This is a genomic window from Bifidobacterium sp. ESL0704 (assembly GCF_029392075.1).
Taxonomy (GTDB): Bacteria; Actinomycetota; Actinomycetes; order Actinomycetales; family Bifidobacteriaceae; genus Bifidobacterium.
This window is the reverse complement of sequence record NZ_CP113929.1, coordinates 581,705-599,408: the sequence shown is the minus strand read 5'-3', so window position 1 is coordinate 599,408 and position 17,704 is coordinate 581,705. Positions and strand designations below refer to the sequence as shown.

Sequence of the window (17,704 nt, the reverse complement as noted above, 5' to 3'; positions counted from 1 at the left end):
GTTTCATGCTACCTGCCCGACATGAGATTGGCGAGCGTTGCGGATGCCGACCCGCCCGCTGCGTATGCCGGCCCATCGGCACCCACACCTGCCTTCGTATGCGCACAAGATTCCATCGTTCCTCTTCGCCCTCTCTCCTTCCTGCGGCAACCGGCATATCGCCCCGACCCGGGCATCCGCACCATCGAGACCACGAAACCGGCTGGAATACAGGAATGCCCGCCGCTGAAGCACATACCAGCGGCGGGCATTCTCATCGTCAACCGTTCAACGGCGAAGATGAAATTCCTTGTCTGTTGCGATCACTCGAAGTAACCATCGGCACCGAGACGGGCGTCGGGGTTCAGAAGCATCGCCTTCTCGATCTCATGGGAATCGTAGGTCTTGGAATCCTGATGGAAACGACGGTTGTCGATTTCCTCGTAGAGCGGGGCCTGCCCCATCATGCCGAGCAGACGGCGACGCTCGCCGCGGGCCAGACGCTCGTTGGCGCGCTTGCGCCACTTCTCTAGCGCATCCTCGCCGTACTCATTGGCGACCGCGGCCTCGAAGGCACCGGGGTGCACCAAGGCGACGAAACCGGAGACGTGTCCGAAGCCGAGCGAGGTGGCCAGGCCGGCCTTGATGGAGCCGATCTTCAAGGGCTTGCGCAGCCAGACCATGTGGTCGTCCTTGCGCATCTTCGGATCAACGCAATCGAGCGCAACGTTCGCCGGGATGACGCCGGAGCGGAAGAGCTGGGTCAGCCCGTCGATCTGGAAGATCGCGGCACCGCCCATCGCGTGCCCGGTCAGCGTCTTCTGCGAGATGGCGAAGAGCGGGTTGCCGTCGGCGCGGCCGATGGCGTGCGCCACGGAGTTGTGCAGCTCGGACTCGTTGGAGTCGTTGGCGTTGGTGGAGGTGTCGTGCTTGGAGACCACCGCGATGTCGTCGGGGGTGACGCCGAGCTTGGCGAGCTGGCGAACCAGCTGGGAGTCCTTGCCACCTTGGGCCGCGGCGAGGGCGCCAAGGCCCGGAGCCGGGATCGAGGTGTGCGCACCGTCGGCGAAGCTGTGAACGTAGCCGACCACGGCCGCCACCGGCAGACCCATCTTCAAGGCGATGTCACCACGGGTGACGAGCATCGTGCCGCCGCCTTCGCTCTCGACGAAGCCGTCACGACGACGGTCGTTCGCCCGCGAGAAGAAGCGGTCGGAGATGCCCTTGCCGTACATCACATTGGCGTCGGCGGTCGCACCCATGCTGCCGAAGCCAATCACCGAGTCCACGCCGATGTCGTCGATGGCGCCGGTGACCACGAAGTCCGCCTTGCCAAGGGCGATCTTGTCGACGCCCTCCTCCAGCGAGACCGCGGCGGTGGCGCAGGCCGAGACCGGCTGGATCATGTTGCCATAACCGCCGATGTAGGACTGCATGACGTGCGCGGCGACGACGTTCGGCAGGGCCTCCTGCAGGATGTCGGTCGGAATCTCATGGCCGAGGAAGCGGTCGAGATAGAGCTTGCGCATGCTGGCCATGCCACCGAAACCGGTGCCTTGCGTGCTGGCGACCATCGAAGGATGAATCGTCTGCAAGACCTCTGAGGGGGTGAAGCCTGCGGAAAGGTAGGCGTCGACCGTGGTGACGATGTTCCAGAGCGCGATCTGGTCGACCTCGCCTACCATGGAGGCAGGAATGCCCCAACGCACCGGGTCGAAGCCCTTCGGGAACTGGCCGCCGACGGTACGGGTCATCGCGAAACGCTTGGGCACGCGGATCATCGAACCGGGCTTGCGGGTGACGCTGAACTCGCCGGACTCCTCGTCACGGGCGATCGAGGTGTGCTCGGCGTCCATGATGACGTATTGTTGAGCGGCTTCCTCGTCGGGCACGGAGAAGGTGACCTCGTGGTCGAGGTAGATCTCCACCTCGCCGCTGGCCGTATCGTCCTTGTAGTCGCCGCCCATGCCGTTGTCGAACGGGCGCAGACCGGAACGGGCCACGACCTCGTCGTGGTAACGCTCGGCGATGTCCGCCTCGGGCACGAGATTGCCGTCGGTGTCGTACCAACCGGCCTTCGGGCTGTCCTGCCAGGTCAGCAGACCCATGTTCCAAGCCAGTTCGAGCACCGCACCGGCAGACAGATCAACGCTGCCGTCGTGGTGGATTCCCAGCTCGGCCTCACTACGGGTACGGCCGGAGCCCCAGGGGCCCAGCTCGCCGATGGAGACGATGACGATCTGGTCTTCCGGCTTGGCGGTGACATTGCGCCAATCGGCGAGGTTCACCTTGGCCTGACGAGGAGGATCCGGGGTGGGCAGCGCCTTGATCAGCGTCGCCTTGCCATCGTTCTTTCTCGCTTCGGTATCGTCATCGGCGCTGGCCGTAGCGGAATTGGCCTGGTCGGCCTCGGCCTCGGCACGCAACGCCGTGATGTTGATGGGCTCATTGCCCAAGCCTCCGGTCAAGTCGGCGTGCAGCGGAGCCTCGACGGCCTTCGCACGCGCATCCGCGTCGGCGAGGTCAAGCAGCGAGGCTGCGACCTCGGCGGTGGAATAGGTGTGGATGCCGTGGCGTTCGACCACATCGACCAGCGGGTCGTTGCCGCCCATCAGGCCGGTACCGCGTACCCAGCCGATCAGCGGGTGGGCAAAGGTGACACGACCGGACCAATCCTTCTCGGCATGGGCGCGGGTGACGATGGCGTCGAACGAGGACTTGACCTCGCCGTACGCGCCGTCGCCGCCGAAGACGCCGCGGTTCGGCGAACCTGGCAGCACGACGTGGAGCTTGTGCTGCACATCGGTGTCGCCACCGATGGCCGCGAAGCCGGTGATCGCGCGCTCGACGCCCCAGAGCATCAGGCGGGCCTGCGACTCGAAGAGCTGACCGGAATCGGCCATCGTGCCGTGGACCGGAGGTGCGGCGAACGGGAAGAAGAGGCTCGGCTCGTAGGCCGGCTTCAAGATCGTGGTGGTGGCGCCGGTGGTCTTCTTGGAGACGCCGCCGACCCACTGCACGAGCGCATCGACGTCACGATAGCTCGAGAGATTGGCCGGAACCAGCCAGAGCTTGGCGTCGCCCACCGCGTGTTCGCGGTAGATCTGCTCGGCCCATGCCTTCACCGACTGCTTGAAGCTGTGGGACGTGGCGATAACCGTCGCTCCCCCGGCCAGCAGGCCTTCGACGACCTGGCCGGCGATGGAGTTGGCGGCCACACCGGTGACCACGGCGATATCGCCCGCGAAGCGGGATGCCTTCGGGTCGTTCTTGGCGCTGGAGCTGGCCTCGACCGCGATGCGGTTGAAGGTGGAGGCGAGAATGGTGTCGCCATCGCTCTCGGCCTTGGAAGCGAACCACTGAGCCTGTGCGGCGACCTCGGGGCCGGCGCCGATGAAGCTCAGCGACGAGACCTTCTGGTCGTGGTTGTAGTAGAGACGTGCGAGATCTTCACGCGCGGTGGCCCAACGGTCATCGAGCAGCAGGGCCTTGCGCTCGTCGAAGCGCGGGGCGACCTGCTCGGGCCAGTCGCTGCCCAGCTCGGCCTCGACGGCTTCGACCACAGCGGCGTCATCATCCTCATCGGCATCGGGCACCGGAGCCTTGACATCGAGTTCATCGAGCACGAAGCGCGCGGTCTTGGCGAGCACACCATCGGCACCGGTGACCTTCTCCGCAAACGCATCGAGGGCCGCGGAATCGACCACGGAACCACCGGCTCCACCGGCGCTCGGCAGGGCGACGGTCACATTGTGATCGGCGGCCACCTTCTGCACCGCGGCATCGATCAGGGCGTTGGCCGCAGTTGCGTTGGACGCCTGCTCGCAGGTCAGGCTGGCCAGATCGCCGCCACGCGACGAGGAGCCCTCACGGGTCTCGAGCACCAATGTGGCAAGCACCGCGTAGGCCCAACCCTGGCCGAGCTGCCAGGTGTCGGTGACGCGCTTCTCGACCTGCGCCAGCTTCACGCCAGCGGCGCCGAAGAGGCTCTTGATGCGGTCGCGCACGATGTCGGAGAGCACCGGGCCGAAGGGCTTGTAGTGCGGGGCGACCTTGTTGACCAGAGCGAAAAGATCGGTGATCGAAGCCTCGGCGGCACCGTCCACGCTTGCCACTCCCAGTTCGGAGCTGATGTCCATCAAGAGCTGGTTACGACGCGAGGAGACACCGTTGGTCAGGGTGTCGGTAGTGTCGGTTTCACCGATCTGGTCGGGACGCACCTTGGCAGCATAGGCCAAAAGCATGCCGATGCCGTCGGAAGCGGCGAAGGGCAGGTCCGCGGGACGCTCGCCGGAACCAGCGGCCGGAGCCGGAGCAGCGGCAACTGGTGCGGATGCAACAGCAGCAGAAGCGACGGCAGCCGGAGACGACTCAGGTGCTGGCTGGGCTGCGGCGGGAGCAGCAGTTTCAGCAGACAAATCAGCATCGTCATTATCTTCTTCGGGAACCAGACTGTCCGAATCCGTCATATACACGCGCTGCTCGTCGCGGCCGAGATTGTAGACCGAGACCTCGGCGCCCGAGAAGTCGGGCAGACGCAGGGTCTTGGTGGCGAGATTGGCCAGGGTCGGCTGGTTGCCAAGACCGACTTCGACGTAGTTCTCCACGCCGAGGCCGCCCTGGGCCGGGTCGCCGAACATGATGGCCTGCGTCTCGATCCAGCGCACCGGGGAGGCGAACTGCCAAGCCAGCAGCTCGGTGAAGAGCAGGCGGCCGAGCTTCTGCTCGTCGGCGGCGTAGGAATCCCACACCTTCGGGTCGTCAAGCGCTTCCTGAATACGGGTGGACGGCACCACGTCGACGATCTTCTTAGCGAATTCCTTCGTCATCTCAAACGGCGTCGCCACGAGGTTCGGGATGTAACGGCCGACCAGGCGCGAGTAGTCGATATGCGCCGGCAGCAGGGTGTCGAGCTTGTTGCGGAAGTCAGGCACGCCCTTGCGCAGCAGCATGGAGTGGAACGGCACGTCGATGCCGGGCACGTACATGAGCGCGGGCTTGCCACCGTATTCCTTGACACGACGCAGTGAATCGGCCTTCAGGGCCTCGAGGCCCTTGAGCGTTCCGGCGATGACATACTGCTGGCCTGCGAGGTTGTAGTTGACAATCTGCAGGAACTCGCCGCTCGCCTCGCTCACCGACTTCACGTAATCGTCAACGCCGTCGTCACCCACGCCGAACTGGTTCGGGCGCAGAGCGGCCATGCGGTAGTTGGAACGACCGTGCTCGTCACGATCGATGAGATTGTTCATCGCCGAACCGCGCTGGAAGACCAGCTCAAGCACCGTCTCGAAGGGGATGATGCCGGCGAAGGAGCTCAGCGCGTTGTACTCGCCCAGCGAATGGCCGGCGAAGTAAGCGGGCCAGACATCGCTGCCGGCCTCGCGCAGACGTGAGGTCTGGGCGTAGGCGACGGTGGCGAGCGCCACCTGGGTGAACTGCGTAAGGTTGAGCAGGCCGTCCGGGTGGTAGTAGGTCACGCCGTTGGCGGTCAGCGTCTTCGGGTTGTCACGCACGATGGCCAGGATCGAGAAGCCGAGCTTTTCGCGGGTGAGCTTGTCGGCCCGCTCCCAGGTCTCGCGCGCGGCGGCCGACTTGGCGCGCTCGTCGAGGACCATGCCCTGCTGCTGGATGCCCTGGCCCGGATAGACGTAGGCGGAGCGGCGGGCGCGGACGGCGGCGGTGCCACGGGAGACGATGTTGCCGTCGATGCGGCAGGTGACCTCAAGGGTCATGCCGCCGTGACGCAGCTTGCCGATGCGCTCGACCGAGATCTCGACCTTGTCGCCGAGCTGCACCATGCCGTACATGTTGTAGGTCCAACCGGCGATCTCGTAGTGCGCGCCCTTGTCGTCGCGCGCCTGCACGACGTGCTGGGCGGCGGCGGAAAGCCACATGCCGTGCACCAGCGGAGCCTTGAGGCCCGAGACGGCGGCGCCGCGATGCGAGGTGTGGATCGGGTTGAAGTCGCCGGAGGTGCGCGCGAAGGCGGTCATCTCGCTCGGCGCGGTCAGCGTGACGCGACGCAGCATGCGACGCGGGGTGGCCACGACCTGATCCAGGCCGCCGTCACTGTGCTCGTCGAAGGGTGTGCCTTCGCCGGTGTGGCGCTTGCGATAGGTCAGATAATCGCCGTAATCGGGTACGTCAGCCGGCAGTTCCTCGGAGTAGGAGCGTCCACGCACGGCGAAACGCTCGACCTCATGGGCCAGGACGGTGCCGTCGATGGCGGTATGGGTGACGTGGATGGTGACGATGCGCCCGGAGGCGGACTCGGCGTAGGCGTCGGCCCAGCTGGTCAGGTCGACTTTCTCGCCGACGTGGCCCAGCAGCTCGTCCTCGGTGACCTCAAGCTCCATCTGATGGTCGAGGTGGACCGCGTTCAAGAGGCCTTCGATAACCGGATAGCCGTGGACATAGACCGAGCCGAGCGCCGTGTAGATTGCGGGCCAGGCCGGGCCGACCAGAGCGTCGGGCGCGATGCGCGAGGCGTTCAAGGAGCCGGGCATGTTGCCGGCCGTGGCGGCCTCGTGGTCGTAGCCGAGGTTGGCGGAGAAGGTGTAGCTGGAGTGCGCCCGCCCATAGGGGAAGGCCTTCTTGTCGCTCATCTCCTCGATTTCGGGCATCGCCGTGAGCTTGTCGCCGGTGATGGCGGTGTTGCCGATGCCGGCGGTGTCGGCGAGCATGGCGTAGACGTGCTTGGGCAGACGCTCACGGTCGACCACCGGGAAGAGACCGGATTCGGTGGGCTTGACATTGAGCGGGATGACGATGTCGCGCACGGCGTGCTTGGAGGTGCCGCCGTCGGGATCGTTGTCCCAGAAGGTGTCCAGATGGATGTCGAGGTCGTAGAGCTGGGTGCCGTCCTCGTCGCCCACCGGGCGAATCTCATAGTATTTGTCGCCCATCGGCGTGCCGAAGGCGGGGTTGGCCATCAGATGGCCGACCCAGGAGATGTTCGGGGACTTGCGGATGAACTCCTCGGCGTCGCTTGCGGCGCTGAGCTCCGCGAAGGCCTGCTGGGGCTCGGCCCCACCGCTGATTTCACGGGTACGCTCGAGCGCGGCGGCCTCGAAGCGGCCGAGGATGGAGCCGACGGGCTCGTCGACGGTGGTGATGCCGGCCACGGAAATCGGGCCAGGGATGGCACGCACGGAATCGGCGGAATAGCGCGGATCCTCGGACTGCCAGAGCTGGTCCTGACCCCACCAGCGCAGCAGGTCGTTGTCGATCTGCGGCACGAAGGGCATCGGCTTGTGGTACTCGTGGATCAGGGTCGGGAACCATGCCACGTCACTCGGGGTCACGGTGACCTCGGCGGCGCGCGGATAGGCGGCCTTCAACTTGTCGATGGCGGCCTGCGGATCGTCTTCGACATCAGCGCGCCCATTGAACAGCGAGGCGAACTCGCCGCTCTCCTGGTCGCAGGCACGAGCTTCGGCGCGCTGCAGCAGGTGCAGGAAGCGGTCGGCGTAGGTCGGGTCGGCCCACGGATAGGAAAGGTCGGCGAAACGCTGGGCCCATTCGACGTAGGTCATCTTGTCGAGGTCGCCGAAGTACGGGCGCGAGGTCTTGTTCAAAGCCTCGATGATCTCGTCACGGCGGCTTTCCAGCTCCTCCGGGTGCTTCATCACGCGCACCAGAAGACGGCCGCAACGGGCCGAGGCATTCTCAAGCTCGTAGATGTCGGCGTGCAGGTGGCTCAGGCCGCTGGCGACGCCGCCCTTCGCCACCTGTCCGGCGGCGACCCAGTTCTCGCCCAAAGGCGCGAAGGGATCGGAATCGTCGGGTTTCGGCGAGATGCCGGGCGTGGCGACGAGCATGCGCTTGACGTCAGGATTGGTGTGGGCTTCCTTGGCGGTCATCGCGGCGGTGCCGATCAACACGCCGTCGACGGGCATGTCGGGCTTGCCATAGGCGCGCGACCAGGTGCCGGAGATGTAGTCTGCGGCGCGGTCGGGGGTGCCGATGCCGCCGCCGGCGACCAACACGAGGTTGGAGCAGGCACGCACGTCGGCGTAGGTGTCCATCAAGAGCACATCGAGGGATTCCCAAGAATGGTGGCCGCCGGCGGCCCCGCCTTCGACCTCCATAATGATGGATACCGGGGCGACGGCCTTGGCGATACGCACGACCTGACGGATCTGGTCGACGGTGCCGGGCTTGAAGGCGACATACGGGAAGCCCTGCTCACGCAGGTTGGCCACCAGCTGCTTGGCCTCGTCGAGCTCCGGGATGCCGGCGGAGATGATTACGCCGTCGATCGGGGTGCCGGAGGCACGCTTCTTGGCGACGATGCCGGCGGGGCCGAACTGCAGGTTCCACAGGTAACGGTCCATGAACATCGCGTTGAACTCGATGGTGCGGCCCTCTTCGAGCTGACGACCAAGCGAGGCGACGTTGCGGTCGAAGACGGAGGCGGTGACCTGGCCACCGCCGGCCATCTCGCTCCAGTAGCCGGCGTTCGCGGCAGCAGCGACGATGTCGGCGTTGACGGTGGTCGGGGTCATGCCGGCCAGCAGCACCGGCGGCTTGCCGGTCAGATCGCTGAACTTGGTACGAATCTTGTCGCCCGCGGGAGTGGAAATGACACGCGGGGCGAACTTGCGCCAATCCTGCGTACGAACCGGATCGTCTTCCCTGGTGGAAAGCGCGGCACGGGCCTCTTCGCTGTCGGCCTCGACCACGCCGACGCCGGTGCCCTGCACCAAGGCGCCCACGAGCTTGCCGACGGTGTTGCCCGGGCCCATGTCCACGATCCACAACTTGGTGGGATCGGTGCTCTTCAAGAGCGCGTCGGTGCGCGCGGCCCAATCGACGTGGTTGATCAGCACCTCGCTGGCCAGCGTACGGGCGCGATCGGCGTCCAGGCCGCAGGCCTTGGCCCAGTTGACGGTGGATTCGACGGCCTCGGCCATCAGCGGGGAATGGAAGGGAACGGTGACCTCGAGGTATTCGCAGATCGGGTCGAAGACCTCGCCGCCACGCACCTTGTCGGCGCGCAGCTTGGCCTGGCGGGCATGCTCCTTGCCGACCTCGACGACGAAGGCCGCAAGATCCTCGGGATGACCGGAAAGCACGTAATTGTCGGTCGCGTTGGTCACCGCGAAGGCAATCGGCCCGCGCGGCTTGACCACTCGCGAAACCAGCACCTCGATCTGGCGCTTGGTCGCGCCACGCACCGAAAGCATCGGGGTGGCCTCGCCGAAGCGGGTGGAGACGGGAAGCAGACGGGACTGGCGGGTGCCGGCTGCGCCGATCAGACGTGCGATGGCGAGGATCTCGTCAATGGCGTCACCGGCCGCCTCAACGGACCCGGCTTCCTTGATGGCATCGACCATATGCTCGGCGATGATGCCCTGCGAATGGCCGAGAGCCGCCAACGGCTTGGCCTGGGCCACGCTGTAGCCCAGTCCCTCGGCATCGATCAGCGCACCCAGCTGTGCCAAGGCGATACCGGGCACGCTGGCTGCGGCGTCGGCCGCGGGGCCGAGCTTTGCGGGGTTCGCCTTGAAACCGAAGAGATCGACCATGCCGCCCATGGTGGCGAGCAGGTCCGGGGTGACCGCCGAAAGCAGGCGGGACGATGCATCGGCGTGCGCCTTGAGCTTCTCGGCGAGCGTCGGGTCGGTGCACTCATCGGCCAGGGAGGAGACCCAAGGCGTGGATTGACCGCCGAAGATGAGCGCGTGCGGCTCAGAGCTCAGACGATTCAAGAAGAAGGTGTTTTCAGTCATTATCTTCCTTATATATTGATGTTGTTATTCGTATTACCGCTATAAAAAACGTATGTGACAAATCTGGATGGTGACGTTGGGCGAACGCCGGGAACCGGCAGGGCCGCCGATCTCGCTTATGCGTCTATCGGCAGGATTCCCGCGTTCGCCCAGTGACGGTCAGGCTACATCGGCTGGTTGCCGTGATGCTTGGCGGTGCGGCGCGTGCGCTTCTTGCCACGCAGCAACCGCAGGGACTCGGCGATGGCCTCTCGCGTCTGCTCGGGGTCGATCATCGCGTCGATCTGGCCGGTCTCCAACGAAAGGTTGGCGTTCAGGGTCTCGCTCTCGTACTCGTCGATGTACTGCTTTCGCAGCGCCTCGACGTCCTGACCGCGCTCGGCGGCCTTGTGCAAGTCCTTGCGGTGGATGATGTTGACCGCACCCGCGGCGCCCAGCACCGCGATCTGGCTGGATGGCCAGGCGTAGTTGACATCCGCCCCGATCGCCTTGGAACCCATGACGATGTAGGCACCGCCGAAGGCCTTGCGCAGCACGACCGAGACCATCGGCACCTGGGCGTTGGCGTAGGCGTAGATGACCTTGGCGCCACGGCGGATGATGCCCGCGTGCTCCTGATCGCTGCCGGGCTTGTAGCCTGGGGTATCCACCAACGTGACCACCGGCAGGTTGAAGGCGTCGCACAGACGGACGAAACGGGCGATCTTCTCACTGGAATTGACATCGAGGATGCCGGCCTGCTCGTTGGGCTGGTTGGCGACAACACCGACCGGATGGCCTTCGATGCAGGCGAAACCGACCACCGCGCACTTGGCATAGAGCTCCTGCACCTGAACGAATTCGCCGTAGTCGACGATGCAGCGAATGACCTCGCAGATGTCGTAAGGCTGGCGGTCGTTGTCCGGGACTATGGCGCTCAGACGCTCGGCCGTGGCACGGTCCGAACGGGTGGCCGCGTAAGCGTACACCGGCGGTTTGTCCTCGGAACTTGAAGGCAGGTAAGCGAGCACCGTACGCGCGTAATCGATGGCATCGGCCTCGTCCTCGCCCAAATAGTGCGCGACACCGGAGACGGCGTTGTGCACCTTGCCGCCGCCGAGATCCTCCATGGAAATCGTCTCGCCGGTCACCGACTTGACCACGTCTGGGCCGGTGACGAACATGTTGGAATTCTGACGGGTCATGATGATGAAGTCGGTCAGGGCCGGGCAATAGACAGCGCCGCCCGCGCAGGGGCCGAGAATCAGGGAAAGCTGCGGGATGTAGCCGCTTGCCTCGCAGGTCTTGCGGAAGATGTGGCCGTACTGGGTCAGCGATTCGACACCTTCCTGGATACGTGCGCCGCCGGAATCGATCAGCGCGACGACCGGAATCTTCAAATCAAGCGCCATATCCATCAAGTGGCAGATCTTCTCGCCCTCGGCGTGGCCGAGCGTGCCGCCGCGCACGGAGAAATCCTGTGCGTATACGGCGACCTTGCGGCCGTAGACATCGCCGAAGCCTGTGATGACGGCCGAGCCGGCGACGCCCTTGTTGATGTCGCCGCCCGAGAATCGGCCGATCTCCTGGAACGTACCGGTGTCGAAGAGCAGGTCGAGGCGCTCGCGAGCGGTGAACTTGCCTTTGGCGCTCTGGCGCTCGTGGGCGTGGTTCTCGGCGTCACGCGCCAGCTCGGCGGCGCGGGCGACGGCGGCGCGAATCGGCTGTTGCTCGATCGGCTTGTCGCTTTGAATGGCCTTTTCGACGGCCGATGTGGTCATGATGTCGGTCATCAGTTCTTCGCCTCCTCGCTCGAGGCTTTCTCGTCGGTGGAGGCATCGTCAGACTTTTCGGCCTTGTCGCTTGCACCGGATTTCTCACGGTCGGCGGCCGCCGTCACATCGAGCTTCATCAGCGTGGTGCCGGCGTCGACGGAATCGGACGGACCGACGAAGATCTTGTGCACGGTGCCGTTGACGGGCGCGTAGACGTAGTTCTCCATCTTCATGCTTTCGAGCACGGCCAGCAGATCGCCTTTGTTGACCTCTTGACCTTCGGCGACGTTGACGCGGGTGACGATGGCCTGCATCGGAGAATCGATGACGCCGGACTTGCCGTCGTTGACCTTTGCGCGTTCTTCGACGGCACCTGATGAGGAGCCACGCAGCGGCTGGGTCGGGCGACGCGAGCCGCGTGCACGTGCCGAGCCGGTGAGATTGTCGACGATATCGCGCGGAACGGTGAGCTTGACGCGCTTGTTGTCGACCTCGATGACGAAGGAATCGGTCTCCTGCTTCTTGGGCTGCTCCTGCGAGCCGCTCATCGAAGCGGGCTGACCGGTACTTGCCGTATTGGGCTTGTGGTTGAGGTACTTGCGCTCAAGCCATTTGGTGGTGACCGTGAACCCGTGGTCTTCGGCGGTGAACTCCGGATCGTTGAAGATCGTTTCGAACAGCGACTTCGGCGTGGGCACGCCTTCCAGCCTGAACTCCTTCAAAGCGCGGCGCACGCGGGCGACGGCCGTGGGGCGGTCCTGGGCGGTGACGACGAGCTTGCCCATCATCGAATCGAACTTCGGGGAGACCACGTCGCCGACCTTCACGCCGGAATCGATGCGGATGCCGGGGCCGCTGGGCCAGTCAAGGCGGGTCAATGTGCCGCCGGAAGGAGTCAGGTTCTTGTCCGGATCCTCGCTGGTGATACGCAGCTCGAAGGCATGGCCGTGACTTTGCGGGGCGCGGGTGAGCTCGCCGCCGTTGGCGATGTTGATCTGCTCGCGCACCAGGTCAAGGCCGCTGACCTGCTCGGAGACGGTGTGCTCGACCTGCAGGCGCGGGTTGACCTCGAGGAAGTAGACCTTGTGCTGCGGGGTGACCATGAACTCGCAGGTGCCCAGGCCCACGTAGTCGACGGCGCTGAAGAGACTGCGGGAGTAACGTTCGAGCTGTTCCTGCTCGTCGTCGGTGAGGAAGGGGGCAGGTGCCTCCTCGATGAGCTTCTGGTTGCGGCGCTGCACGGAGCAGTCACGCGTGGAGTAGACGGTGAAGTTGCCGTGGGAATCGCGGCCGGACTGCGTCTCGACGTGGCGTGCCTTGTCGATGAACAGCTCGACGAAGTATTCATTGAGATCGCCGCCCTCGAGCGCGTCGTGGTTCATATAGAAGCTGCGCAGCTCGTCGTCGTTGTGCACGAGGGTGATGCCCTTGCCGCCACCGCCGTCGGTGCGCTTCATCATCACCGGATAGCCGTTGATCTGCGCGAAGGTCAGCAGCTCGCGCATGTTGCTCACCGGTTCGGAAAGGCCGGGCACCGGAGGAACGTGGGCACGCTTGGCCACGCGTCGGGCGGTGATCTTGTCGCCGAGATCGGTCAGGGCCGTCGGGCTCGGGCCGATCCATGTGGCACCCGCCTTGATGACTTTGTCGGCGAACGAGGCGATTTCGGAAAGATAGCCGTAGCCCGGGTGGACGGCGTCGGCGCCGGAACGGTGCAGTACGTCGATAATCAGATCCTCGTCCATATAGGAACGATAGGAATCCCCATGCAGCAGATAGGCTTCGTCGGCCATCTCTACATATTGTGCATCTCTGTCCTGCTCAGCGTAGATCGCTACGGTCGGTATCCCCATCTCATGAGCCGTTCGAATGACCCGCAAGGCGATTTCACCGCGGTTTGCTACCAGCAGTTTATTGACATTATTGACCATAGATTCCAACCTATCGCCTATCCCCCACCAGAAACACCTCACGAATCGACAAAATCGCCCGAGCGCTTTTGTAGGTTTGCACAATTCGTCGTACCGACCACAAGAACAACGACAACCAGAGCAACACGCAAACCCATGAACCCGGAAATCCCGGCCGGCAGCGAAACGACATCGGCTCCGGCTTCAACCAGCGTGGAGAACCACGAGCACCCGTCGCGCTATGATCACCGATCAGACAAGACCATCGCGTACGCCACCGTCGTGCCGCACGATCCTACGATACGAGGTCATTTACGAAAGCCGGATGCTGTAGGAAGAGGCCTTCAATTCACCCGGTTCGAGCAGCATATTCCCCTCCTTTTTCATGATGTCTAACGGTTCGCCGACCACATCGGGCAGGCCGTTGAAAGGCTCCAGGCACAGGAACGGCGCATCCGAGCCCTCTTTGGTCCACAAGGTCAGATACCGGAAATCCGAAAGCGTCAGTGCGATTGAATGGGACGTTTTCGGAGACGACAGCTCGACCTCGGCGATACCCTCGTTTTCAATGATGATCAATCCGTCATCGAAATGACGGTAGTCCAGCGGCAACTCGCCATCGAATCCTACGACATCCTTGATCTTGCCGTCACGGTAAGGATTCGGGGTCTTCACGATTCCAAACTGCTTGAGTTCACGCTGTTGCGGCGTAAACCGCAATGTGTAATCGTCGAAGGCACCCTCGCCGTCAATCGGCACATTGAACGCCGGATGCGAACCAAGAGAGTACGAAAGCGTTTTCTCGCCCCGATTGGCGACCACGAAACGCAGTGTCAGGCCATCGTCGCCAAGCGTGAAGGTGACGGTCAGCACAAAGTCGAACGGATAGATCTTCTTTGTCGCCTCATTGGCCTTGAGGCTCAGCACCAGCTTGGTGTCGTTGGATTCGATGATATCGAAGTCGTAATCGCTGGCGAAACCATGTTGGGGCATGTTATAGCGGCGGCCTTCGTAGAGATAGGCGTCCTCATTCGATCTGCCGATTGCCGGGAACAGCACCGGCGCATGCTTCGGCCAGATATCGTTGTTCCAAATATAGTCAAAATGGTATTTGCGATTATAGATGTGATTGATCTGAGCGCCATGACGATCAATGACGACCAGAAAATGATCATTGTGCAATTGTTCCATGGAATTCCCCTTACCTTATCGATCGGTTTTCAACCGACGTATTCACAGACCGGATGACGGCCATGCCCACAGACGCTCGCAAGAAAACCGATTCAACCGTCTTGTACGGCCAAGACGCCAGGCATGCCGTCAGCTCAAAGACAGCCCCGAGCCGGGCAGGTCTCGACACAAAAACGCGGACCCCCGAACGTTTCCCATACGACAGCGGCCTCTATGGACTGCGCTGGCCGCACCAGAGCCGCCAAACAATAAGGCGCAAACGCATGACCTCATCGGTCAGCGCTCACGCCTCAATACCACCCCGCGCTCGCCGCCACTCTTGACGAGACGACGTGCGCGGGCCGCTACGCGATTCAGGCCAGATGCAGAAGCTCCTCGTAGATACGACGAGCAAGCCGTGCATAGCCTTCCACGCTATAATGCAATCCGTCAGGCATGTTCTTCACCTGCTGCTGCTCGACGAAAGGACACATGCCGCTCGAAGCATAGAGATCGACCACAGGGACCGCATAGTGCTCCGATACCTTCTTGACGGCCTCTACATAATCCTTCTGGTGCAGCCCGCGCGCATTCGGCTGCAGGGACGTCGGATAATTCTTGGCAGGATTGTGGAACATATTCGCCGTAGGGGTGAACACCACGACCGAAGCCTCCGGTGCCTGCTCGATAATCCCGGAAAGCACGATGTCGAACGCGCCATAGAATGTTCTCTCATCACGGACGCCAAGAATGCCGAGCGGGACATCATGCTGAAAATCGTTGACACCGCCCATCAGGGTGATGACATCGACATCATCGTCCTTCATGGCGCGATACCGCTCGAAGAAACTGTCGTCCCGATCGTCGGTCAACGCCACCCTTGAGCCGCACACCCCATAATTCCTGACGGTCTTGAACAGACCGTTCTTCTCCAGGAAACTCGGCCAGGAGGTTTGCATAGAGCCACCATCGACCCCGTTATCCCCCCAAGTCGTCGAATCGCCGAAACAATTAAGAACGTAATCCGCGAACGGCCGATCTTTATAACGCTTTGGCCAATCTATACAACTATGCATAGGCTTTCCTTGCCTCTTTCTTGTCATCAAACCGATTGCGGGAGCGGCTCCGATGCAGCAGACACCGCTTGACCTTCGGAGTCATAAACCGCTCCCGCAATCAGCGAACCATCAGAAACGTCGCTCACTTCTTACGGCGAGTGATCTCCTGCTCGATCTGCTCAAGCGACTTGCCAGTGGTTTCCGGAAGCGCATAGTGAGCGAACAACGCCATGGCGACGCAGAACACGGCGAAAATAAGGAAGGTCCATACCCCGCCAAGCCCCGAAAGCATCATCGGGAAGAGCTGGGAGACGAAGTAGGAGGACAGGAAGACCATCGTGGAAGACAGCGACATGGCACGGCCGCGAATCTCGGTCGGGAAGATCTCCGAGACGACAACCCAGGTGCCGCCGCCCCAAGACAGTTCATAGAACGCGGTGTGCAGCAACACACCGACCAGAATCAGGATGTTGATCAGCATATCGGACTTGCCGGTGGAGAAAAGCACCGCCAGGAACACCAGGGAAACCGCCATGGCATAGCCGCCCCAGGTCAGCAGCCTCTTCCTGCCGAGTCGATCGACGTAGACCATGAAGATGCCGACGAAGATGATCTTGACGATGCCGATGCCGATGGTCTCGACCAAGGAGGCATTCGTGCTCACGCCGGTCTTCTGGAAGATAATAGGAGCGTAGTAGCCGACAGCGATGGTGCCGGTCAACTGCTGGCAGGCAGCCGCCACCAGAGCGATGACCAGAGCGAAACGCACACCCGGGGCGAAAAGCTGGCGCAGTCCGACATGACCCTCCTGCTTGGCGGTGCTCAGCGAAGAAGTAATGGCCTTTTGCTGGCTCAGGGCCTCGTCCTTGCCGTTGAGACGGGTAAGAATGGCCAACGCCTTGTCGTTGAGACCCTTCTGATAGAGGAATCGAGGGCTTTCAGGAACGAAATAACCCAAAGCGAAGAAGATGACCGCCGGCACGATACCGGAAGCGAACATCCAACGCCATCCCATACTCACGTTGAATTCCTTGCTGTTGAGATTGGCGATCAAGGCATTGATGATATAGACCGTGGTCATGCCGATGGCGAAAGCGAACTGGTTGAAGGTCACCAAAGTGCCGCGAATACGGGCCGGCGCCACCTCGGAGATATACAACGGCACCACGGTCGCCGCCATGCCGATGGCGAAACCGGAGAGGATACGGCCGATGATGAGAATCGGAACCGTCGGGGAAACAGCCAGGATGAGGCTGGAAATGACGAACATCGCACCCGAGACAATCATCACTTTCTTACGGCCGATCGCATCGCTGGCCCAGCCTGCCACCAGACAGCCGACCATGGCGCCGATCGCCAGGATGCCGGATACCAGTCCGACTTCCGCGCTGGACATATTGAAATGAATCTTAAAGAAATTCAGCGCGCCGGAAATAACGCCCTGATCATAGCCGAACAGCGTACCGCCAAGGGCGGCTGCAACGCACACTGCGATGACATACCCTGTAGAGGCATGCTTTCTTTGATTAATGGGAATACTACCTTGATTGTTTTCCATGGAATTCTTCTTATCTTTTTGCTTTACAAACGAATGACACCACCGTCAAACACCGCACGGTAAAGGCAACATCGCTTATTCCTATGCACATCGTCAATGACGTGCCTCCGAGCCATCGCGCACAGCTTCCGGTCCAATCCTGCAGCAACGCAGCCACAGCACCCTTCCCCAGGCACTGCAATATGCCACTCGAGCGCCAACCACGGCCTGCTCGAACGAGACCTCAGATGCTATGTATACGACAGCATCAACAAGAACTGGCTTCCTGTTGTTCTCGGATTCTAGACATCCATCAACACCTCCTGTCGAACAGTCAATACATGATGCGTTCGCATCTAATTAAAAAATAATTTTTGTGATATTCAACACATATTTTGATGCCAACAGTTGCAACATGGCAACCACACCGAATCCAAAAAAAAGATTTCGTTTTCCGCTTGCGCAAAAGCCCGTCCTATCACGAATGCCGAGTTTCCCGGCTGTGCGCAGCAGCTACGCCCTCCCCGTCTTCATCGGCGCTCGAGCCCCGTTGCGGCAA

Annotated in this window: 7 protein-coding genes; 1 reads left to right on the top strand and 6 read right to left on the bottom strand. The window is 62.5% G+C overall.

Features of this window, described 5'->3' with window-relative positions; translation table 11 throughout:
* Positions 1 to 21: 21 nt before the first annotated feature.
* Positions 22 to 315, top strand: a complete 294-nt coding sequence (locus OZX64_RS02000; RefSeq protein WP_277173464.1) for a hypothetical protein — start codon at positions 22 to 24, stop codon at positions 313 to 315.
* On the opposite strand, the gene OZX64_RS01995 is transcribed toward OZX64_RS02000, so the two are convergent.
* The 6 genes from OZX64_RS01995 to OZX64_RS01970 form a co-directional block, all read right to left on the bottom strand.
* The gene (locus OZX64_RS01995; RefSeq protein WP_277173462.1) at positions 303 to 9,716 is read right to left on the bottom strand and encodes a type I polyketide synthase; all 9,414 of its coding nucleotides are present in this window, start codon (positions 9,714 to 9,716) and stop codon (positions 303 to 305) included. The two genes, OZX64_RS02000 and OZX64_RS01995, sit on opposite strands and share 13 nt — an antisense overlap.
* A gap of 164 nt (positions 9,717 to 9,880) precedes the next feature.
* The gene (locus OZX64_RS01990; RefSeq protein ID WP_277156316.1) at positions 9,881 to 11,488 is read right to left on the bottom strand and encodes an acyl-CoA carboxylase subunit beta; all 1,608 of its coding nucleotides are present in this window, start codon (positions 11,486 to 11,488) and stop codon (positions 9,881 to 9,883) included.
* Complete coding sequence (locus tag OZX64_RS01985; protein WP_277156317.1) at positions 11,488 to 13,401, bottom strand: biotin carboxylase N-terminal domain-containing protein; 1,914 nt, start codon at positions 13,399 to 13,401, stop codon at positions 11,488 to 11,490. The genes OZX64_RS01990 and OZX64_RS01985 overlap by 1 nt, the downstream gene beginning before the upstream one ends.
* Before the next feature lie 291 nt (positions 13,402 to 13,692).
* Positions 13,693 to 14,571, bottom strand: coding sequence for an aldose 1-epimerase family protein (locus tag OZX64_RS01980; protein ID WP_277173460.1), 879 nt, complete (start codon positions 14,569 to 14,571; stop codon positions 13,693 to 13,695).
* Positions 14,572 to 14,924: 353 nt separating this feature from the next.
* Positions 14,925 to 15,626, bottom strand: a complete 702-nt coding sequence (locus OZX64_RS01975; protein ID WP_277173458.1) for an SGNH/GDSL hydrolase family protein — start codon at positions 15,624 to 15,626, stop codon at positions 14,925 to 14,927.
* Between the two features lie 124 nt (positions 15,627 to 15,750).
* Positions 15,751 to 17,166: a sugar porter family MFS transporter gene (locus OZX64_RS01970; protein ID WP_277173456.1), complete on the bottom strand. Its 1,416-nt coding sequence runs from the start codon at positions 17,164 to 17,166 to the stop codon at positions 15,751 to 15,753.
* Positions 17,167 to 17,704 lie beyond the last annotated feature (538 nt).